This is a genomic window from Streptomyces sp. NPDC031225, assembly GCF_055570355.1.
This window is the reverse complement of the sequence record NZ_JBVIHJ010000008.1, coordinates 1-20,181: the sequence shown is the minus strand read 5'-3', so window position 1 is coordinate 20,181 and position 20,181 is coordinate 1. Positions and strand designations below refer to the sequence as shown.

The following is a 20,181-nucleotide window of genomic DNA, read 5'->3' as shown; positions in this document are numbered from 1 at the left end:
GAGAGGACCGGACGCCCGCCACAGACGTGCCACAGCCCCGGCCCTCCCCGTGTCGCCTGCGTCCACCCGTCACTGAACGGATACCCAGCGCGCGACCAAGTGCCGTGCAATTAGAGGGAATTCAGCCACGCGCCCCCAGCGCACGGAAGCGCCGGGGGGCGCGCCGGAGGATGCCGTGGTTCCCTCTCCCACAGGAGGACTGCGACGACACACCCGGCTGGGCGAGTGGCGCAGGTGCGCCACCGGCAGGACCGGGAATCCCGGCGGTGACGATCCGGTTTCGTGGACGCGTGCGAGGGCGAGGCTCGTTTCACCGCTGTCGGGGCACCCGAACAGGACAGAACCACCGAACGAAGGTGCCGCATACCGCCAGGGACCGCGGCTGACCAGCGAGGAGAGGAAGACATGGCAGGGCCGGAGGACACGGGGAACGTCGGGGAAGGTTCCCCGGCGACACCCGCCACGGGGCTGACCAGGGCGCTGGAAGCCGTCGGGACCGCTGCGTACGTCGTGGACGAGGAGGGCCGCATCGTCGCCGCCAACGCCCTCACCGAACAGTTGCTGGCCAGGCCCGCCGAAAGCCTTCTGGGCCGGGACGCGCACGACCTGCTGCACCGCGACGCCCACGGCCACCCTCTGTCGAGGAGCCGGTGCGGCATGCGGCGGCCCTTCCACGCCGGACGCACCGCCCAGGGCGAGGGGGAGTACTTCGAGCGCGGGGACGGCACACTGCTGCCGGTCGCGTGGCTGATCACCCCGTACGACGTCGGCGGCCAGGACAGCGGCACCCTCGTGCTCGTCCACGCACAGCGACCGCCTCAGACCGGCCGGCCGGAGGAGACCGGGGCGGTGACGGCAGGGACCCTGACGGAGCTCGAACGGCTGGCGCTGCTCGCCGAGACCACCACCCGGCTGACGTCCACGCTCGACGTCGAGGAGGCGCTGCGCCGGCTGGTGGCCCTGGTGGTGCCCCGGCTGGCGGACTGGGCCGTCATCGACCTGATCAGCGAGCGGGACGAGGTGTGGCGTACCGCCGTCGTCCACGCGGAGGGCGACACCGTGGTGCACCACGAGGACCTGCAGGGGCCGATGCCGCCCATCCCCGAGGACTCGCCGATGCCCCTGTCCAGGGCCCTGCGCGGGGTCGCCTCCGCCCTGGCCGGCCCGCAGACCTACCAGCCCGAACCGGATTCCGGCATCGCGGTCGAGCAACGCCGGCTGTTCGAGGCCACCGGCATCCGCTCCGCCGCCATCGCTCCCATCCGCAGCACCCGCGAAGTCCTGGGAGCGCTGACGCTGGGCCGCGCCAAGGAACCGGTGGACTTCACCCCCGACGACCTGCCCCTCATCGAGGACATCGCCCGCCGGGCCGGGCTGGCACTGGACAACGCGCGCCTCTACCAGCGGCAGCGCAAGGTCGCCGAGACCATGCAGAACCATCTGCTGCCCCAGATGCCACGCGTGCCCGGACTGCAGATGACGGCCCGCTATCTGCCCGCCCCCGACGCCTCACAGGTCGGCGGTGACTGGTACGACGCCTTCTCCCTGTCCGACGGCGCCACCGCGCTGGCGGTCGGAGACGTCGTGGGCCACGACCTGGAGGCCGCGGCCGGCATGGCCCAGCTGCGCAACATGCTGCGCGCCTATGCCTGGGCCCACAAGGAACCGCCGAGTCTGATCGTCGAGCGGCTCGACGAGGCGGTGATGCACGTCACCGACGTCACCATGGCCACCACGATCTTCGCCCGCGTCGAGGAGCGGGACGACAACCACTGGGAACTGACCTGGACGAACGCCGGTCACCCGCCGCCGCTGCTGGTCAGCCACGACGGACTGGCCCACTACCTGACCGACGGCCACGGCATCCTCCTGGGAACCGGAGTCCGCACCCCGCGCACCGACGCGACCGCAATGCTGCCGCCCGGATCCACCCTGCTGCTGTACACCGACGGTCTGATCGAGGCACCCGGCCACACCCTCGACGAAGGCCTGCAACGCCTGCTCAGACACGCGGCCGCCCTCGCCCACCGGCCCCTGGCATCCCTCACCGACCAGTTGCTGCGCCGGGTAAGGCAGGCCGCCAACGACGACGACGTCGCCCTTCTCGCCGTGCGGGTACCCGGCGCGACGTGACCGGGACGCCGGTCCGGGCCCGCGACCGTACGCCCGCGTCGGCACCCTGCGTCACTTCGGAGACCGGCAACCGTGATAGACAACGCCCGTGACGCCGTGGGCCGCTTGAGCCCTCCCCAGCCACGCTCGACAACAGGACTTGGTGCCAGTGATTCTGAAGACCTTCCGCTGGGCGTTCGCGATCACCGCGCTCGGCCTGGCAGCAGCAGTGCTGTACGACGGCTGGGCCGCGTTCGGAATCGTGGCGATCCTGGCCGTGCTGGAGATCTCCCTGTCGTTCGACAACGCGGTGGTCAACGCCGGAGTCCTGAAGAAGATGAACACCTTCTGGCAGAAGATCTTCCTCACCGTCGGTGTCCTGATCGCCGTCTTCGGCATGCGGCTGGTCTTCCCCGTCGTGATCGTCGCGATCACCGCGAAACTCAACCCCTACGACGCGGTCCAGCTGGCCGTGACCGACAAGCACCGTTACCAGGAACTGGTGACCGACGCGCACCCGGCGATCGCCGCGTTCGGTGGCATGTTCCTGCTGATGATCTTCCTGGACTTCATCTTCGAGGACCGGGACATCCAGTGGCTGCGCTGGATCGAGCGGCCGCTGGCCAAGCTCGGCAAGGTCGACATGCTGTCGGTGTGCATCGCGCTCGTCGTCCTGCTGATCACCGCGTTCACCTTCGCGACCCACGCCCACCAGCACGGCGGCGCACACGTCGACAAGGCACAGACCGTCCTGATCTCGGGTGTCGCGGGTCTGATCACCTATCTGGTGGTCGGCGGTCTCTCCGGCTACTTCGAGGGACGGCTCGACGAGGAGGAGGAACGCGAGCAGGAGGCCGAACGCTCCGGCGGGCAGGCTTCGGGGGTCAAGCTGGCCGGCCAGGCCGCGTTCTTCATGTTCCTGTACCTGGAGGTGCTGGACGCCTCGTTCTCCTTCGACGGTGTGATCGGCGCGTTCGCGATCACCAACGACATCGTCCTGATGGCCCTGGGTCTGGGCATCGGCGCGATGTACGTGCGGTCGCTGACCGTGTACCTGGTCCGCCAGGGCACCCTCGACGACTACGTCTACCTTGAGCACGGCGCGCACTACGCGATCGGCGCGCTCGCGGTGATCCTCATGGTGACCATCCAGTACGAGATCAACGAGATCATCACCGGCCTCGTCGGTGTCATCCTGATCGGCTGGTCCTTCTGGTCGTCCGTGCGCCGCAACAAGGCTCTCGCGGCCGCCGAGGACGCGAAAGGGGCGTCCGAGTCGGTCCCGGTCCCGTAGGGCCGAGAAGCGGGCCCTGTGGGCCGGCAGGAAGCCCGTCACGGCTGTCATGACTGTGGCGGGCCGGGGCATTCGACGGTGCATGAAGGCGATGCCGACACGGCGCCTCGTGCGCCTGATGACCGTACTGGCGCTGCTGCCCCTCGCCGGGGCGTGCAGCGGCGATCACCAAGGGGACTCCGGCAGCCCGCAGGAGGCGGGAGCACTCCGCGGGGAGCCTTCCGGTGAGCACCTGCTGATCGCCACCGACAACGGCCTGCGGCTGCGCCCTGCCGACGGCCGCCGCGTCACCGTCGACGACCGCGTCGAGGGACACTGGTCCCGCCGCGACGACGTCCGAACGCTCGACCTGTCGTGCGACGACCGGACCGACGGCGGCCACACCTGTCCCCGGATGCCCTACGTGGAAGTTCCCGACGGATTGAGCATCACGGTCACCGCGCGCAACGCCGGCGTCGACGTGGCGGGCGTGTCCGCCGCCCTGGACGTGACGACCGTCAACGGGGATGTGACGGTCACGCGTGCCGGGAACCGCCACGCCGACATACGGCTGTCCACCCGCAACGGCTCGGTGCGTGCGACGGCCCTCGGTGCGGAACGGCTGCACGCCGAGACGACCAACGGCGACGTGACGCTGGGGTGCGCCGCGGCGCCGTCGCGCGTCACCGCGACCACCGTCAACGGCTCGGTCGACGTCACGGTCCCGTCCGGCAGCCCCGCCTACCGGATCAGTGCGGCGACCGACAACGGCCGTGTCACGACCTCCGTCCCCACGACCCGTCCCGACGGGAACCGCGCCATGACCCTGACCACGGTCAACGGTGACGTCGACGCCCGCCGGGACTGACCCGCACGCACCCGGCCGGTGACTACTGTCCGGGCGCCAGGACGTAGGTGTTGAGGGCGTCCACCGTGGTGAGCGGGGTGGGGGAGCCGAGGTCGTAGCGGTCGACGGAGAGATAGGTGGGCTTCTTGCGGGCGGCGGGCGTGCAGAAGTTCTGCGCGCGGTTGAGGAGCTTGCCGTTGTCGGTCCCGGCGGTGGAACCGATGGTGTAGTCCCGGAAGTGGTTCATCACGAACAGCGGGTGGAAGGCGGCCGAGTCGGTGGTGAGCGGTCTGGCGGTGCCCCAGCGGCTGTAGCAGGACCAGTCGGAGGCGCCGATGCCGCCGCCCATGGACCAGTAGTTCTCCACGGTCCATTCGCGCTGGTACATCACGCCGAAGCCGTCCCGGGTGCTCCAGCCGTTCGCCGTGTCGCTCGCCCGCGTCCGGTCGCTGAAGATCAGCAGCTGCTTGCCGCGGGCGGCGAGGTCGGCCATGGTGGGCCAGCCCGTGGTGGCCACGCCTTCCTGGTCGGGCCGGTAGAGCACGTCGGAGAGGCCGCTCACGGAGGCGAGCGAGGACTTCAGCACGTCGGAGGAGGCGTAGTCCTCCAGGAAGACGGTGACGAACTGCCCGGGGTTCGCCTTGAGGAAGTCGACCATGCGCTGGAGGTCGGTGGCGAGCGGGACGGGGCTGCTGACACCGTCGCAGCTGTTGTGGCAGAGCACCGCCCGGCCGGAGACGGTGTAGTCGTCGAGCATGAAGCCGCGTACGCCGTCGGCCAGTTGACGGCTGATGCCGTAGTTCTGGTTGGGGAACAGGCTGACCGGGAACGAGGCGAAGTTGCCGTCGGCGCCGTTGGCGAAGGCGTTGTGCGCCGTCAGGAAGGTGACCTGGTCGAGGGTGCGGGTGTCGGCGGAGGGCATAGCCGAGGTGGCGTAGGCGGCCGGGGTGAGGTACCAGCGGGCGAGATCGCCTGCGGAGCCGAGCTGAACGGCGGCGGAGTCGGAGGAGGAACCGGTGAGGTACTGCTCGGTGCCGGGAACGGCGACGGTGTACGTGCTGTTCGCGGCAGGGCTGATCGTCCAGGTGGTGCCGTCCGCACCGCAGGTGGCGGTGACCGCGGAGGTGCCGCTGCGGCCCAGGCAGGTGCCGGACTCGTCGGCGTTCCGGAGCTGGTAGCCGCCGCCGACCGCGACGGGAGTCCATTGCTGGTGGTCCTCGTTGCCTCTGGGGTTGTGCGCGGTGACGCTGCCGCCGCTGTCGGCCGCGTTGAGACCGGTGACGTAGTTCTGGAGGTAGACCTCGGAGACGGGGACCGCCGCCGAGGCCGTGCCCGGCAGCAGGGCGGGTGCGGACAGGGCGAGGACGGCGGAGCAGCACAGGACGCGCAGGGGGCGCAGGCGCACGGGGATTCCCTTCACTACGGCACGGGAGTGCCGATGACGACAGAGGCACGGAATACCCGGTGAGGCGTCGTGCGCCAGTCTTCGTACGCGAATTCCTTTTACCTGCACGGGATATGACGGTCCGTCATATCATTGACGGAACCTATGTCCGATTCGTCGACCTGGGAACGCGCCCTGACTCCCGGGGTGCGGTCAGTCCGAGGTGCGCAGCGCGGCCCAGGTGGCGTGGTTGACGATCCCGTTGACGGCCAGCCCCCGGCCGCCCTGGAAGGCCTGCACAGCGGTCTCCGTGCCGGCCGCGAAGTCACCGTCCACGCCGGTGCTTCCCACGCTGTACCCGCGCTTCGTCAGCATGCACTGGACCTGCTGAACACGCTTGCCGGTGTCACCGAGTTGTGTGCGCTTCTTGCCGGCGTAGTACGTGCACTCGGAGAGCCAGGGAGCGGTGTCCGTCACGGCGGACGGGCTGCCGGTGTCGGCCGACGGTGTGGGAGAGGTGGAGGTGTCCGGCGCGGTACCAGGAGCAGCCTGGTCCTCCGCCCGGGCGTCGGAGGAGGCCGAGGCCGAGGCCCCGGTTCCTGGGGCGGCAGCGGTCTTGTCGGTGCGGCTCGCGCTCACGGCGCCGTCGACGTCCGTGCGGCTCTGCCTGCTCGTGGTCGGGGATGCCGGTGCGGGGGAGACGTCTCCCGGCGCGCTTCCGACGGCCCGTGTGCCACCGGTCTCCGGAGAGGCGGTGGCGGGGGAGTCCTGACGGCTGAGCAGAAACGCCGTCGCCAGTACGGCACAGGCCGCGATGCCCGCGACTGTCAGCAGCAGCGGCTTCCTCCGGGACCGCGGGGAGACCGCCGGGTCCGGCGGCTCCGACGGAGCCGGGGCCGGGTCGTCCGCTGCCTCCACCGACCGCTCCACGACGGGCGGAGCGGGCTGGGACACCTGCGCGGCCGGGGCCGACGGCAGGACGTCCAGGGGGCGTGGACCGACCAGGACAGCGACTGGAAGGTGGTACAGCGCCTCGTACGACTGCTGCCGGGCCAGCAGTATCTCGCCCAGCGGCTGCGGCCAGGCGGACGACACGGCGGGCGGCCCGGCCGCGTCGATCAGGTCCTGCGGCGTCGGCCGCCGTGCTGGCTCCTTGTCGAGGCAGGCGGTCAGCAGGGAGCCGAGGTCCGCGTCCGCCGCCGAGATCTCGGCGATCACCTCGGGGTTCGGTTCCTCGAACGCCACCCGGTGCATCACGTCGACACCGGTGCCGTCGCCGAACGGAGCACGTCCCGTCGTCGCGTAGACCAGCGTCCCGCCCAGCGCGAACACATCCGACGCGGTGTCGGACCGGCCCTCCCGCAGATGCTCGGGTGACATGTAGGCCGGGGTCCCCACCCGGTTGCCGGTACCGGTGATCGCGCTCGCGTCGGCCGCCTTCGAGATACCGAAGTCGATCACATGCGCGCCCCGGACGGACAGGAGCACGTTGGACGGTTTCAGGTCCCGGTGCACGATCCCCGCGACGGCGAGGGCCGCGAGAGCCTGACCCAGCTCCGCCGCCAGCCGCCATACGGCGGCCGGCTCCAGGGCGCCGTGCTCCTGCACGGCTTCCGCCAGATCGAAGCCGGGCAGATACTCCGTGGCCATCCACAGCACTTCGTCCTCGAAGCCCGTGCCGCACAGCCGCGGTGCGTGCGGTGTACGAAGACGGGCGTGCACCGCCGCCTCCCGTTCGAAACGGCGCCGGAACCCGGGATCCTCCGCGTACTCCGGCCGGATCACCTTCACCGCGACCAGGCCGGGACGGTCGTCCGTGAGACGTCCCAGGTAGACCCGCCCCATGCCACCGCTGCCGAGCAGTGCCACCGGCGCATAGGGGCCGACATTCCTCGGGTCGCCGGGCCGCAGGGGTGAGGCGCCGGTCTGCCGCAGCGCCGAGGCCGCGTCTTCCGCCGGCATCGGCCGCTGTTCCGACAAGAAATCCCCCGAAGTCACTTTCGACGCATACCAGTTCGCCCCCCAAACGGAAGACGAGATTAACCCAGCCCGTGCGTGTCTTCACGAGATCCGTCACTTCAGTCACGCCGGTCACCCGGGATGGCTGATTCTGGTTCTTCCGCGTGGGGTGACCTCACGGTGTCGTCGGCCTGGCCGGTGGCTGCGGGTCCTGTCCGGCTCCGGTGTCCTCGATCTCCTCGACCAGCCTCGCGATCCTCGCCCGCTTCGCCCTGATCCCTCGTGCGATGAGCCTCAGATGCGTCGTCGACTCGGGCACGGCCGCCTCGAACTCCGCCAACCGCCTCCGCTCTGCGGCGAGTTCGGCCCTGCGGTGCGCCGCACGATCGGGCGCTGGCGGCGGTTTCAAGCCGTTGAAGACCACGTTGTAGCGGGGGCGCTCGGCCTGGACGGCCACCCGCTCGGCCGCCTCCGCGTCCGGCGGGTAGTCGATCTGGATTCCGATGACGTACGGCCCCCAGGGCTGGTCCCGCAGATGCGTGCGCACGCGCGTGAGCGGACAGGTCGATATACCGACATAGAGCAGACCCTCAAGGCCGTACAGCCGGTACAGCGCCGTCCGCCCCGCGGCGTGCAGGCTGCCCTCCTCGTCGAACAGGCCACGCAGGAACTGCGAGTCGACGTGGGTCATGACGCGGCCTCCTTCGGACCGGCGCCGTTCGCGTCGTGCCGGTGCCCTCTCACGCTCCCACGCGGGTATGACACCGCCCCCGGGACACCGGTCGCGCGATCGGACGGCCCTCACGTGAGTGACACGACCTGGCCGGGTACTCGGATGATCCGCCACACCGGCCGGAGGCCGCTCGCTGAGCCGGGGCCCGCCTCCGGCCACGAGCCGAAGGAGCCCTCGATCATGACGGACGTGTCCGGCACCGGTCCCGCCCACGGCGACGACCGCAAGGTACTCACCAACCGCCAGGGCCACCCGGTCCACGACAACCAGAACCAGCGCACCGTCGGTGCCCGCGGCCCCGCCACGCTGGAGAACTACCAGTTCCTGGAGAAGATCAGCCACTTCGACCGGGAGCGCATCCCCGAGCGTGTCGTCCACGCACGCGGAGTGACCGCCTACGGCTTCTTCGAGGCCTACGGCGCCTGGGGCGACGAACCGATCAGCCGCTACACGAGGGCCAAGCTGTTCCAGGAGCAGGGCAAGCGCACCGACCTGGCCGTCCGCTTCTCCACGGTCATCGGGGGCCGCGACTCCTCCGAGGCCGCCCGCGACCCGCGCGGCTTCGCCGTGAAGTTCTACACGGAGGACGGCAACTGGGACCTGGTGGGCAACAACCTGGGCGTCTTCTTCATCCGGGACGCGATCAAGTTCCCGGACGTCATCCACGCCCTCAAGCCCGACCCCGTCACCTTCGAGCAGCAGCCGCGCCGCATCTTCGACTTCATGTCGCAGACACCGGAAGCGATGCACATGCTGGTCAACCTGTTCAGCCCGCGTGGCATCCCCGCCGACTACCGCCATATGCAGGGCTTCGGCGTCAACACCTACAAGTGGGTCAACGCCGAGGGAAACACCGTCCTGGTCAAGTACCACTGGATGCCCAAGCAGGGCGTACGCAGCATGACCGAGGAGGACGCCGCCAACGTGCAGGCGGCCGGTCTGGGACACGCCACCAAGGACCTGTACGAGGCGGTCGCCCGGGGTGACCACCCGGAGTGGGAACTCCTCGTCCAGATCATGGAGGACCACGACCACCCGGAGCTGGACTTCGACCCGCTCGACGACACCAAGACCTGGCCCGAGCAGGAGTTCCCGCCGAAGCCGGTGGGCCGGATGGTGCTGGACCGGATGCCGGAGAACTTCTTCGCGGAGAACGAGCAGATCTCGTTCGGCACCGGCGTCCTCGTCGACGGGCTCGACTTCTCCGACGACAAGATGCTCGTAGGCCGGACCTTCTCCTACAGCGACACCCAGCGCTACCGGGTCGGGCCGAACTACCTCCAGCTCTCCGTAAACCAGGCGAAGAACGCCGAGGTGCGCACCAACCAGCGCGACGGCCAGATGACATACCACGTGGACGGCGGAGGGGAGAACCCCCACGTCAACTACGAACCGTCCATCACCGGCGGCCTGCGCGAGGCGCAGTCCCCGACACACGACGAGCAGGGCCCGGAGATCCACGGCCGGCTCACCCGCAAGCGCATCCCCCGCACCAACGACTACCTGCAGGCCGGCCAGCGCTACCTGCTCCTGGAGGAGTGGGAGCGCGACGACCTCGTGAAGAACTTCACCGACCTGCTCTCCGAGTGCGACCGGCCCGTGCAGGAGCGCATGGTCTGGCATTTCCTGCTGGTCGAGAACGAGCTGGGCCTACGGGTCGGCGAGGGCCTCGGCATCAGCCCCGAGGATGTCGCCGGACTCGAACCGCTGGCGTCCCAGGACCTCACCGACGAGGACCGCGGCCGGCTGTCCAACCTCGGCAAGAACCCGCCGCGTGACGTCGAGGGACTCACCATGACCCACTGCGTCCCCGACGAACGGCACGTCGTGACCCGGTGAGGACACCGGTCCCCCGGTGTGACGGCACGACCCGGGAGCAGCCCGACGTGACGGGCGGCATCCCGGGTCGTGCCGTGGGGTGTGCCACCTCGGCGTGAGATCGTTGGGCCACCGTCCCCGCAGGGGCGAGACCCCGTGCGCCGCCGGCCCGTAGACGGAGCCAGGACGCCGGAGTGGCGGGACGCAGTGAGCATGGAGGGGAGCAGCAGGCCAGGACCCGGAACGGGGCGACGCCGTCACGCGCGCGGGACGCGGACCCCGGGGGACCGGCCGAGCATCATGAACGCGACGAGAGCGAAGGACCAGGCGGTGCGGGCGGCCGGCACCGAGGCGCGGAATCTGGCCCGGCTCGCCCTGCTGTGTCTGGCGGGCGTGGTCGTGGCGGTGGTGGCGGCGGGCCAGTGGCTCCTGCTGTTGCTGGGCCTGGCCGGTCTCGGCCTGGCGGGCGCGGGCATCTGGTGGGCCGTGGCGCACCGGGGAGTGGCGCGCGCCTGCGGCGCCCTGCTGGCGTTGGCCGCGCCGGTAGCCGTCCTGGTCCTGTACACGGTCTCCGGCCTGTGGCCTTACGCGGCGGCGGCGCTGGCCCTGTGGGGCGCGGCGCTGGCCAGCGCCAGGAGCGCCTTGCGCCGGCTGCGCGCGCCGCGAGCAGGTCGTTCCCGCTCGGTCCGGCCACCGCGCAGGCCGGTACTGATCATGAACCCCCGGTCCGGCGGCGGCAAGGTCGGTGAGCACGCGCTGGTGGAGCGGGCCGAGGCGCTGGGCGCCCGGGTGATTCTGCTCGACCTCGACAACGACCCGGATCCGGCGGCACTGGCCCGCAAGGCCCTCGCGGACGGCGCGGACCTCCTCGGCGTGGCGGGCGGCGACGGCACCCAGGCCCTGGTGGCGGGGGTGGCCGCCGAGCACGGGGTGCCGTTCATGGTGCTGTCCGCCGGGACCCGCAATCACTTCGCGATGGACCTGGGCCTGGACCGCGACAACCCGGTGAGCGGCCTGGACGCCCTGCGGGACGGCGTGGAGATCCGCGTCGACCTGGGCGACGTGGCCGGGCGGCCCTTCGTCAACACGGTCTCGTTCGGGACGTACGCCGAGATCGTGCAGAGCCCCGAATACCGGGACGCCAAAGCGTCCACCGCGCTCGACCGGCTGCCCGACCTGCTGGCCGGCGGGGCCGGCGCCCGGCTGTCGGCGAGGGCGGACGAACAGCAGCTCGAGGCCCCGCAGGCGCTGCTGGTGAGCAACAACCCCTACATCCTGGCCGACCCGCTGGGCGTGGGGCGCAGAAGCCGCCTCGACGGAGGCGAACTCGGCGTGATCGCCGTGCGCATAGAGGGCGCGGCCCAGGCCGCCGAACTGGCGTTGCGGGGTGAACGGGCCAGTGGCATCACCTCGTTGACCTCGCGGCGGGTGACCGTCGAGGCCGACACGGAGTCCATCCCGGTGGCCGTGGACGGCGAGGCGCTGATGCTGCCCCAGCCCGTCGTGTGCACCGTACGGCCGGGAGCGCTGCGGATGCGGGTACCGAAACACCGTCCCGGCGCGCCGTACACCGCCCCCTCGGTGGACTGGCGACGTGTCGTCCGGCTCGCCCTCGGCCGGGCCCCCCTTCCGACCGACAAGAACCAGGAGCAGAACGATGCTTGACCAACCGCAGTGGGAAGAGCCGGGCGCCCGGGACCTGTTGCGCGATCTCGCCGCCCTCGACCAGGCCCTGTACGAGGCGGTGACGGTCACCCGGACACCAGCCCTGGACCACGCGCTGCGGCGACTGTCCGCGGCGGCGGACCATTCCAAGATCTCCTTCACGATCGCCGGACTCCTCGCGCTGTTCCCCGGCCGCCCGCGCCGCGCGGCCGCCCTCGGCGTCGCCGCCATCGGTGTCGCCTCGGCTAGTGCCAACCTGCTCGGCAAGCGACTGGTGCGACGGCCGCGTCCGCTGCGGGCCGTGGACTCGCCGTTTCCCGGACGGCATGTGCCCATGCCGGAGTCCGCGTCCTTCCCCTCGGGCCACACGGCGTCCGCCGTCGCCTTCGCCGCGGCGGCGGGGCCCGCGCTGCCCGTCGTGACGGTTCCGCTCGGCCTGCTGGCCGTCGCGGTGGGCTACTCCCGCATCCACACCGGGGTCCACTATCCGGGCGACGTGGTCGCCGGTGCCGTACTGGGCACGGGCGCGGCGGCCGTGGTCCTCGCCGCGGCCGGCCGGCTGGGGCCGGCCAGGAGCAAGGGCTGATTCCGAGCACCAGTTGGGCCCCGCCCGTTTCCGGGCGGGGCCCAACTGCTCGTAGCCGCCTCAGCCGTTCGGCCTGATGACGGCCCGGACGCAGCCGTCCTCCTTCTTCTTGAACATCTCGTAGGCCCGCGGCGCCTCGTCCAACGGCACGGAGTGGGTCGCGAGATGGGACGTGCTCAGCTCCCCGGCCGCCATCCGGTCCAGCAGCATCGGGATGTAGCGCCGGCCGTGCATCTGGGCACCGCGCACGGTCAGACCCTTGTTGATCACCGCGCCGAGCGGGAACTTGTCCACGAGGCCCCGCGGCGGGTGAGCAGGAACCCGAGGGCGATCATGCCGAGGCCGAGGAAGAGGTGCAGCCAGTCGTCGGCGTTGTTGAGCGGCACGAAGTTGGCCGTGCTGGCGTGGCCGACGAACAGGCCGTACAGCCACAGCACGAGGTAGATCGCGCCTCCGGCCAGCAGATAGGTGCCGGCTCCGGAGGCGGCGCGGGACATCAGGATTCCCGCGACGCCGAACGCGAGGTGAACGAGGTTGTGCAGAACGGAGATCTGGAACATGCCGAGCAGTTCGGCACCCGAGTCGTGCGAGGCGAACTCCATGGTGTCGTAGTTCGTGGTGATTCCTGGGATGAAGCCCAGGATCCCGACGAGCAGGAACACGACCCCGACCAGGAGTGCCGCCTGCTGCACGGGAGTACGGGTGGTGCGTGCGTGGGTCGTCACTGCAGCCAAGCCCTTCCTGGGAGCGCATCGTTGCGCGGAGTCGGCGGGTATCCCCTCTCCGTGGTGCATTCCGGTGCGCTGCCACTCTGGCTACGGCATCGTGGAACCCGAGCTCCCGAGTGGTTGACCGAGGAGATGGCGCGTGAGGATCGTGGTGACGGGTGCGTCCGGATTTCTCGGACGGTTGCTTGCCGGAGCGCTGTCACGGGCGGGCTCGTTCGGCGGCAGGCCGATCAGCCGGCTGGTGCTGGTCGACCGGGTCGCTCCGCCCGGAGCGCCGCAGACGGACGATGCGCGGACCGAGACGGTGCGCGGGGACCTGGTGGAGCACCTCGGCGCGGTGTTCGCCGAGCCCGTGGACGTGCTGTTCCATCTCGCCGCCGCGGTGTCGGCCGAATGCGAGGCAGACTTCGACCTGGGGATGCGCGCCAACGTGGATGTCACGCGCGCCCTGTTGGAGGCGGCCCGTGCGCAGTCGGCGGCCGGCGGGCCGGTGCCGCGGGTGGTGTTCGCCGGCAGTCTCGCCGTCTACGGCTCCCACCCGGGGCTGCCCCTGCCGCCCGTGGTCAGCGAGACGACATTGCCGGTGCCACGGTCGAGTTACGGCACCCAGAAACTGATGTGCGAGCAGCTGATCGCGGACTGCACCCGTCGCGGCTTCGTCGACGGCCGCGTCGCGCGTCTGATGACCGTCGCGGTACGGCCGGGCCGGCCGAACGCCGCCGCCTCCGGCTTCCTGTCCGGCATCATCCGTGAACCGCTGGCCGGGCTTCCGGCCGTCTGCCCGGTGGACCCGGGCCTGCGGGTCGCCCTCGCCTCGCCGCGCCGCACGATCGAGGGAATCCTCCGCGTCGCCGAAGCCGAGCGCGGCACCGGTCCGGGCCGCCTGACCGGTCCCCTGCCCGTCAACCTGCCGGCGCTCACCGTCTCCGTGGCCGAGATGCTCACGGCGCTGCGACAGGTGGCCGGCAGCGCGGCCGCCGACCTGGTCACCGTCGCACCCGACCCGGCGGTCGAGGCCATCGTCGGCTCCTGGCCCGCCGTTCTGGACCACGGCCGCGCCGCCGCCCTCGGACTCGGTCCCGACCCGAGCTTCCTCTCGGTGCTCCGGGACTATGCCACCGACCACCCGGACGCCGTCACCGTTTCACTGCGCTGACTGCCGGCCCCGTCCGACGGCGGCTGCCGGGACACGCTCCAGGACTCCGCCCGCGAAGACGTCGTAGAGCGGCAGGGTCTCCAGGTGGACGTAGCCGATGTGGCAGTCGCAGACGGCCAGCGGACACGGCCTCGGGCGCAGCGCCGCGCGGTAGGAACCGTCGTACAGGTTGCCGAGTTCGGCGGGCACGAAGTGGCAGCGGCGGACGGTGCCCGCCCCGTCGACCGAGATCACCGACTCGCCGGTGCGGCAGGGCAGGCCGGCGCTGGCGTGCGGGTGGCGGCTGTACGGGAAGAGGGGGTCGAGCGCGGTCCACTCGTCGGCCTCGGAGTCCTCGTAGCCGTACCCCTCGGCCGCGTTGATCCACAGGTAGACGTGCGCAGGCAGGTCGGCGCGCAGGCGGCGGGCCGCCGCCAGGTGCTCGGGCAGGCCGACGACGCCGACGCTGAAGCGGACGCCCCGCTCCGCGAGCTCCCGGCACTTGGTGAGGAAGCGGTCGTAGGGGGTCTGGCCGGGGTGGTAGGTGCACCACAGGGCGAGGGTGTCGAGGTCGGCCCCGGCGAGCCAGTCGGTGCGGCAGCTCAGGTTGGTCTGGATGGCGACGCGGCCGATGTGCGGCAGATGGGACAGCTCGGCGAGGGTGCGGCGGTACCAGGAGCGCACCAGGCCTTCGCCCCACGGCGTGAACAGCAGGGAGAGGCGGTCCTCCCGCTGGGCGGCGGCCCAGCGCGCGAAGCGTTCCAGGGCCGCCCGGTCCGCGCGGAGCTGTGCCGGAGGGTCGCGCCGCTTGGCGAACGGGCAGTAGGGACAGTCGTAGTCGCAGGAGGCGAGGGGGCCGCGGTAGAGCAGGGTCAGATCCACGGGGCCGCTCACTTCCTCTCGTAGGCGGCCATGGCGGCCCGTACGGCGGGGGAGAACAGCTCCGGTCCGATCGCGTCGGAGTGGGCGAGCCCGTCCGGTGTGAGGCGCAGTCGCGGGGCGGTGCTGTCGTCGAGCCAGCCGCGGCCCGCGAGGAGGTCGAGCTCCGCGCCGAAGTCGTCGGCGGGGGTGGCGCCGAACCGGGCCCGGTAGTCGTCGCAGTCCAGGCCCTCGGCCTGGAGGAGGGACTGCAGGAGGTGTCGTCGACGCGCCTCGGCGGCGTCCATGCGGTGACCGACCTCGGCGCGGGCGAAGTCCGTCGAGGTGACGTAGTCGTCGATGATCCCGCGGATCTCGTGCATGCCGACCGCGTAGTCGAACGAGTAGTGCAGGCGGGAGGTGTAGGAGCGGGCACCGCAGCCGAGGCCGATCATGCCGTCGGTCTGGCAGGCGTAGTCGTCGCCGCCCTGCGGCGGGGCGTCGGCCCGCCGGAACATGCGCATGGACTGCTGGACATAGCCCTGCGCGAGGAGGTGGTCGCGGCCCGCCCGGTACAGGTGCAGCCGCTGCTCGTCCCAGGCCGGGTCGGGGCCGGTGTCGCCGCGGTGGCGGTCGAGGCCGGTCAGGGGCCGGACGTACAGCGGATACAGGTACAGCTCCTCGGGCCGCCAGGCCAGGGCGGCGTCCAGCGACTGCCGCCAGGTCGCTTCGGTCTGCCCGTCGATGCCGTAGATCAGGTCGATGTTGAGGACCGGTATACCGGCCTCCCGGACGCGGGCGAGGGCGGCTTCGACGTCGGAACGGCGCTGTGGGCGTACGGCGGCCCGGGCCTCGGAGTCGACGAAGCTCTGCACACCCAGGCTGAGCCGGGTGGTGCCGCGCTCCGCCAGGACGGCGAGGCGGTCGGCGGTGGCCGTGGCGGGGGAGGCCTCGACGGACAGGGGGATCGCGCGCAGGTCGGCGCCCATACGGTGCTCGGCGAGGTCGCACAGCCGGGTCAGTTCCGGCGCGGTGAGGAAGGTGGGGGTGCCGCCGCCGAAGGCCGCGGTGGCGAACCGGACGCCGTCGGTGTCGCCGAGGGCCTCGCGTACGGCGTCGGCCTGGCGTTCCAGGGCGTCCAGGTAGGCGCCGGTCAGGCCGTCGGGGGCGCCGATGCGGGTGAAGAGGTTGCAGAACCCGCAGCGGACCTCGCAGAACGGGATGTGCAGATAGAGGGAGAGGGCGCTCTTGTCCTCCTGCGCCCACAGCGACTTCAGCGCGGGACGCTCGGGGAGCGGGCGGTAGGCGGTCTTGTGGGGGTAGGCGTAGACGTAGTGCTGGTAGGGGCTGGTGCGCTGGGCGGTGGTCATCGGGCGGCCTCGACGGGGTCTGCGGGGTCTGTGACGTCTGCGGTTTCTGCGGGATCGAGGAAGAAGTGGGCGTACGGCACGGTCCACACCGACTCGTGGCCGAGTCGGTGGCCGGTGTATCCGTCGTCGCCGTAGGCGGTGCCGTGGTCGGAGCAGACGATCGCGAAGCAGCGGCGCCGGGAACTCGCGGCGGCGAAGAGACGGCCGATGTGCCGGTCGACGTACTCCAGCGCGGCGGCGTGCGTCTCGCGGCTGTCACCGGTCTCCCGAGTCGCGCCGGGCAGGTGGAACCAGTTGGGCTGGTGCAGCGCGGAGACGTTCACGAAGAGGAACAGCCGCTGTTCGGCGGGGAGTTCGGCGACGATCTCCTCGGCGCGGGCGACCTGGTTCTCGAAGGAGTGCGGCGAGGTGACGCCGAACTCCGGCTCCCAGTACGCCTCGTGGAACAGCCCCGGCAGCACCGAACCGAGCGGGCCCCGCTTGTTGAAGAAGCCGACACCTCCGATGCACACCGTGCGGTAACCGGCCTTCGCCAGTCCGGAGACGAGCTCCGGGGTGTCGTAGACGAAGGTGCCCCCGGCGGTGCTCTCGCTGCCCGCGAAACTCGCCGCGAACAGCCGTGGATGCGGCCCCGGGGAGGCCGGGGTCGGCAGGAAACCCGCGAAGATCGCCTGGTGGGAGGCGTAGGTGAAGCTTCCCGGCGCGTGCCGCTGCTCCCAGCGGCCGCCGGGGAGATGGCGCGCGAGATGGGGGATGCGGCCCGCGGCGGCCAGCTCGACCGCCACGTCGTACCGCAGGGTGTCGAGGGTGACGAGGAGGATGTCGTGCCGGCCGACGACCTCGTTCATGTCGGGTTCAGGCATGGGGTGTTCCTGTTCTGTGCGGGGAGAGCGAGGCCGGCCGGGCATGGGCGTGCAGGGCGGCCGTCACCTGTGCGCCGTAGGTGTCCAGGGCCTCGGCGCCGCTTCCGGGCAGACCGCGCAGCCGGGGCAGCAGATCACCGAAGGCGTTGACCTCGCCGACGAAGGCCCGCCGCCAGCCGACGGCCGGGAGCAGGTCCACGCCGACGCACAGGGTGCGCGGGAAGCAGGACGCGGCCTGTTCGCACACCCCGAGCACGTCGGCCCAGCGGGCACCGGCCGCCTCCACGGCCTGCCGCGCCGCGTCGAGGTCGCCGCGGTTGCCCCCGAGATGGAGGTTGGTCAGGGGTGAGCGGCTGGTGCGGACCACCGCATGGGTGGCACGGCCGGCCACCACGACCACCCTCAGGTCGGCGGCCCGGCCCTGCTGGGAGGCCTTGGGCACCCAGCGCTCCAGATGCAGCCCGTCGGGCGCGAGCGAGTCGACGATGGCGGCGATGTCCTGTTCGCGTTCGTAGCGGCGCACCCGGAGGGAGTTGTGCAGTCGCCCGTCAGGGGTGCGTTCCACCGAGGTGGTGGCCCGGATCCGGCCACCGCCTGTCTCGACGGCGAGGACGCCCGAAGCGGAGGAACCATGGGCGGGTTTGACGAAGAGCCGGGCCATCCGGTGCTCCCGCATCAACAGCCGTACGTCGTCCCAGCCGCGCACCCGAGCACCGCCAGGACCCGAGGTGGGCGAGGCGGGTACGGGCACGCCGGCCGCGTCGAGCACGGCGTGGCACCTGCGCTTGTCGAACAGCACGGCGAGGTCGTCGGGGTCGTCCAGGCGGATGCCGCCCCGCAGTCCGCGCAGGGCGGCGGTGAACCCGGCGTACCAACGGGCCGAACCCTCCACCCGCGTGGGATCCGGGGCGCCCCGCAGCAGACGGTCCACCTCGGGGTTCTCACCGGGGGAGTCGACCCGGACGATCTCGTCGTCGCCGAAGTCCGCTCCCCGGTCGCGCAGCACGTCGGTCCAGGGCACGATGCGCGGGCCGGGCAGTCCGACCGCGCGCACCGCGTCGGCGAAGAGGGACACTCTGCGGTTCTCGGGGTTGCCGACCACCGCGAAACGCGCCCGGACGGGGGAGCGGGTGCTCACTCGCCCACGGCGACGTAACGCCACACCGTGCCGTCGTCCTCCGCGTTCTCCTCCGCGTCCGCGCGGTCGAGATCCACCTCCACGCCCTCGGGCACCAGGGTCTGCCGTACGCGGTCCTCGACGGGCTTGCTGAGGTAGTGGTGGTGAAGATCGAGCTTCTTGAGGTGGGTGAGGGAGCGGCCGCCCAGGAGCGCGGCGGCACCCTCGTCGGTCAGCACGCCCATGGACAGGTCCAGGACCTCAAGGCGGTCCACCACGGGAGCGGCGGCGACGGCGGCCGCCACGGCGTCCTGCATCTCACTGTTGCGCAGGCCCAGATGACGCAGACGCGGCAGCCGGGCGCCGGACAGGATGGGCTCCAGATCGGCGGCCTCGCTGTCGCCGCCGTACTCGGAGGTACCGAGCCACAGGTCCAGATGCTCCAGCGCGGGCAGATCACCGGCGCCGATCCCGCGCACCACCGCGGCGGGCAGGCCCCCCGTCTCCACCACCAGCCTGCGCAGCGCGGTGTGGTGCAGTGCGGTGAACCCCAGCCCCGTGCCGCCGCGCACCCCGAACTCCTCAAGTGCGGGGAAACCCGCCAGCAGCGGAGTGACGTCGGTCTGGTTGATCCAGGAGATCTCGCACTCCTCCATCACCATGTCGCCCAGGAACAGCGCGCGCAGCGCCGGGAATCCGTCCCGCGCGGCGAGCAACGCCTCGACCACGGCGGACGGGTCCGTGTCGTAGGCCTCCTGCCAGGCACCCACGATCAGGGCTCGCACACGCGTGGTGTCGACAGCCGCACAGAAGCGTGCGAAGGCGTCGGGCCAGTCCTCGTCGGCGTCGTACACATCGCTGGTGATCCGCCAGGCGACGGAGTCCGCCTCCGGCAGGCCGTCCGTCTTCGCGTCAGGGCCCGGAAAGGTGTGGGCGGACAGCCCGTACAGCGCGTCGAGGTGGTCACCGATGGTCATACGGCTGCTCCTGGGGAGAAGGGGTGTGAGGGCTGTGACGTCCGCAGTTCTACCAAGGGGCACTGACAACTCCCCTCGGCGGGGCGGCACTCCATCTCGACCGGGACGGCGAGGAAGGGGATCGTCCGGCGGGTTCGGGCGGCCCTCCCGGCCAGGAGGCTCGCGCGAGTGCCGGCCGGGCGTGAGAAGTGCTGCGCGGTCCCGGTGTGCCCCCGCGCGCTCTTCGGTGACGGGGCGTCCGCCGGGGACGATGCCCACGTCACCAACGGTTGCGGGTCCGTGGGGCTGCGCGCGCCGGGGGCAGCAGCCGGAGAGCCGGTGGCACACGTCAAGTGGGAAGCAAGGGGCGGGACATGGCAGTAGTGATGTCGCTGAGCTGGGCCGGGGTCACCCCCGAGCAGTACGACACGGTGCGGGAGGCGGTCGGCTGGGAGGAGGTCGCCCCGGACGGGAGCGAGGTCCATGTGGCGTGGTTCGACGCGCGGGGACTGCAGGTGGTCGACGTCTGGGAGTCGGAGCGGGCCTTCGAGACCTTCCTGGCCGAACGACTGGCCCCCGCGGTCGAGAAGGCGGGCATCGCCGGCGCCCCCGAGACCGGCTTCAGCCCGCTCCACCGGCGTCACATCGCTCCGGGAGTCACCGGCGCCGCATGAGAAACGCCGGTCGGGGGGGGGGGGGGGGGGGGGGGGGGGGGGGGGGGGGGGGGGGGGGGGGGGGGGGGGGGGGGGGGGGGGGGGGGGGGGGGGGGGGGGGGGG

The 20,181-nt window shown here is 71.6% G+C and carries 18 protein-coding genes; 8 read left to right on the top strand and 10 right to left on the bottom strand.

The genetic code is table 11. The annotated features are described in order from the left end of the window. Window positions 1–405: 405 nt before the first annotated feature. From ACZ48Z_RS15545 to ACZ48Z_RS15535, 3 genes are all read left to right on the top strand, one after another. On the top strand, window positions 406–2,133 hold the full coding sequence (locus tag ACZ48Z_RS15545; RefSeq protein ID WP_468736361.1) for a PP2C family protein-serine/threonine phosphatase: 1,728 nt from the start codon (window positions 406–408) through the stop codon (window positions 2,131–2,133). A gap of 148 nt (window positions 2,134–2,281) precedes the next feature. Beyond that, window positions 2,282–3,406: a DUF475 domain-containing protein gene (locus tag ACZ48Z_RS15540; RefSeq protein WP_468736360.1), complete on the top strand. Its 1,125-nt coding sequence runs from the start codon at window positions 2,282–2,284 to the stop codon at window positions 3,404–3,406. 91 nt (window positions 3,407–3,497) lie between these two features. After that, a complete protein-coding gene (locus tag ACZ48Z_RS15535; RefSeq protein ID WP_468736359.1) occupies window positions 3,498–4,253 on the top strand; it encodes a DUF4097 family beta strand repeat-containing protein in 756 nt (251 codons plus the stop codon). 22 nt (window positions 4,254–4,275) lie between these two features. Here ACZ48Z_RS15535 and ACZ48Z_RS15530 read toward each other — a convergent pair whose 3' ends face one another. From ACZ48Z_RS15530 to ACZ48Z_RS15520, 3 genes are all read right to left on the bottom strand, one after another. Further along, window positions 4,276–5,631, bottom strand: a complete 1,356-nt coding sequence (locus tag ACZ48Z_RS15530; protein WP_468736623.1) for an RICIN domain-containing protein — start codon at window positions 5,629–5,631, stop codon at window positions 4,276–4,278. Between the two features lie 198 nt (window positions 5,632–5,829). Then, complete coding sequence (locus tag ACZ48Z_RS15525) at window positions 5,830–7,578, bottom strand: protein kinase domain-containing protein (protein WP_468736358.1); 1,749 nt, start codon at window positions 7,576–7,578, stop codon at window positions 5,830–5,832. 172 nt (window positions 7,579–7,750) lie between these two features. Further along, window positions 7,751–8,266, bottom strand: coding sequence for a GIY-YIG nuclease family protein (locus ACZ48Z_RS15520; RefSeq protein WP_468736357.1), 516 nt, complete (start codon window positions 8,264–8,266; stop codon window positions 7,751–7,753). A gap of 222 nt (window positions 8,267–8,488) precedes the next feature. On the opposite strand from ACZ48Z_RS15520, the gene ACZ48Z_RS15515 reads away from it, so the two are divergent. The 3 genes from ACZ48Z_RS15515 to ACZ48Z_RS15505 all read left to right on the top strand — a co-directional run bounded on the left by ACZ48Z_RS15515 (window position 8,489) and on the right by ACZ48Z_RS15505 (window position 12,377). Further along, a complete protein-coding gene (locus ACZ48Z_RS15515) occupies window positions 8,489–10,147 on the top strand; it encodes a catalase (protein WP_468736356.1) in 1,659 nt (552 codons plus the stop codon). A 279-nt stretch (window positions 10,148–10,426) separates the two neighbouring features. Further along, window positions 10,427–11,791 carry a diacylglycerol/lipid kinase family protein gene (locus tag ACZ48Z_RS15510; RefSeq protein WP_468736355.1) on the top strand — a complete coding sequence of 455 codons (1,365 nt, stop codon included), beginning with the start codon at window positions 10,427–10,429 and terminating at the stop codon, window positions 11,789–11,791. Further along, entirely contained in the window at window positions 11,784–12,377 is a 594-nt protein-coding gene (locus ACZ48Z_RS15505; protein ID WP_468736354.1) for a phosphatase PAP2 family protein, read from the top strand. The genes ACZ48Z_RS15510 and ACZ48Z_RS15505 overlap by 8 nt, the downstream gene beginning before the upstream one ends. A gap of 60 nt (window positions 12,378–12,437) precedes the next feature. Here the strand turns inward: ACZ48Z_RS15505 and ACZ48Z_RS15500 are convergent, their stop codons facing one another. Then, a complete protein-coding gene (locus ACZ48Z_RS15500) occupies window positions 12,438–12,671 on the bottom strand; it encodes a hypothetical protein (protein ID WP_468736353.1) in 234 nt (77 codons plus the stop codon). After that, on the bottom strand, window positions 12,644–13,102 hold the full coding sequence (locus tag ACZ48Z_RS15495) for a DUF4383 domain-containing protein (protein ID WP_468736352.1): 459 nt from the start codon (window positions 13,100–13,102) through the stop codon (window positions 12,644–12,646). The genes ACZ48Z_RS15500 and ACZ48Z_RS15495 overlap by 28 nt, the downstream gene beginning before the upstream one ends. Before the next feature lie 142 nt (window positions 13,103–13,244). Between ACZ48Z_RS15495 and denD the strand changes: the two genes are divergently transcribed. Beyond that, entirely contained in the window at window positions 13,245–14,261 is a 1,017-nt protein-coding gene (denD, locus tag ACZ48Z_RS15490; RefSeq protein ID WP_468736351.1) for a D-erythronate dehydrogenase, read from the top strand. Here the strand turns inward: denD and ACZ48Z_RS15485 are convergent. The 5 genes from ACZ48Z_RS15485 to ACZ48Z_RS15465 are packed head-to-tail and all read right to left on the bottom strand — an operon-like array spanning window position 14,250 to window position 19,425. Beyond that, the gene (locus ACZ48Z_RS15485) at window positions 14,250–15,122 is read right to left on the bottom strand and encodes an STM4011 family radical SAM protein (protein ID WP_468736350.1); all 873 of its coding nucleotides are present in this window, start codon (window positions 15,120–15,122) and stop codon (window positions 14,250–14,252) included. The two genes, denD and ACZ48Z_RS15485, sit on opposite strands and share 12 nt — an antisense overlap. 8 nt (window positions 15,123–15,130) lie before the next feature. Beyond that, a complete protein-coding gene (locus ACZ48Z_RS15480) occupies window positions 15,131–16,468 on the bottom strand; it encodes an STM4012 family radical SAM protein (RefSeq protein WP_468736349.1) in 1,338 nt (445 codons plus the stop codon). Then, entirely contained in the window at window positions 16,465–17,316 is an 852-nt protein-coding gene (locus ACZ48Z_RS15475; protein WP_468736622.1) for an STM4013/SEN3800 family hydrolase, read from the bottom strand. The genes ACZ48Z_RS15480 and ACZ48Z_RS15475 overlap by 4 nt, the downstream gene beginning before the upstream one ends. Window positions 17,317–17,323: 7 nt before the next feature. After that, entirely contained in the window at window positions 17,324–18,469 is a 1,146-nt protein-coding gene (locus tag ACZ48Z_RS15470) for an STM4014 family protein (protein WP_468736348.1), read from the bottom strand. Further along, window positions 18,466–19,425 (bottom strand): STM4015 family protein, encoded by a 960-nt coding sequence (locus ACZ48Z_RS15465; RefSeq protein ID WP_468736347.1) that lies wholly within the window; start codon window positions 19,423–19,425, stop codon window positions 18,466–18,468. Before ACZ48Z_RS15465 ends, ACZ48Z_RS15470 begins: the two co-directional genes overlap by 4 nt. 353 nt (window positions 19,426–19,778) lie before the next feature. Here ACZ48Z_RS15465 and ACZ48Z_RS15460 point away from each other — a divergent pair, with 353 nt between their 5' ends. Continuing rightward, complete coding sequence (locus ACZ48Z_RS15460; protein WP_468736346.1) at window positions 19,779–20,078, top strand: hypothetical protein; 300 nt, start codon at window positions 19,779–19,781, stop codon at window positions 20,076–20,078. Window positions 20,079–20,181: the final 103 nt, after the last annotated feature.

Coding starts and splice junctions, on each gene's coding strand:
- ACZ48Z_RS15465 (WP_468736347.1), bottom strand. CDS start 19,425: ATGACCATCGGTGACCACCTCGACGCGCTGTACGGGCTGTCCGCCCAC.
- ACZ48Z_RS15515 (WP_468736356.1), top strand. CDS start 8,489: ATGACGGACGTGTCCGGCACCGGTCCCGCCCACGGCGACGACCGCAAG.
- ACZ48Z_RS15545 (WP_468736361.1), top strand. CDS start 406: ATGGCAGGGCCGGAGGACACGGGGAACGTCGGGGAAGGTTCCCCGGCG.
- ACZ48Z_RS15535 (WP_468736359.1), top strand. CDS start 3,498: ATGCCGACACGGCGCCTCGTGCGCCTGATGACCGTACTGGCGCTGCTG.
- ACZ48Z_RS15510 (WP_468736355.1), top strand. CDS start 10,427: ATGAACGCGACGAGAGCGAAGGACCAGGCGGTGCGGGCGGCCGGCACC.
- ACZ48Z_RS15480 (WP_468736349.1), bottom strand. CDS start 16,468: ATGACCACCGCCCAGCGCACCAGCCCCTACCAGCACTACGTCTACGCC.
- ACZ48Z_RS15460 (WP_468736346.1), top strand. CDS start 19,779: ATGGCAGTAGTGATGTCGCTGAGCTGGGCCGGGGTCACCCCCGAGCAG.
- ACZ48Z_RS15505 (WP_468736354.1), top strand. CDS start 11,784: ATGCTTGACCAACCGCAGTGGGAAGAGCCGGGCGCCCGGGACCTGTTG.
- ACZ48Z_RS15525 (WP_468736358.1), bottom strand. CDS start 7,578: ATGCCGGCGGAAGACGCGGCCTCGGCGCTGCGGCAGACCGGCGCCTCA.
- ACZ48Z_RS15475 (WP_468736622.1), bottom strand. CDS start 17,316: ATGAACGAGGTCGTCGGCCGGCACGACATCCTCCTCGTCACCCTCGAC.
- ACZ48Z_RS15520 (WP_468736357.1), bottom strand. CDS start 8,266: ATGACCCACGTCGACTCGCAGTTCCTGCGTGGCCTGTTCGACGAGGAG.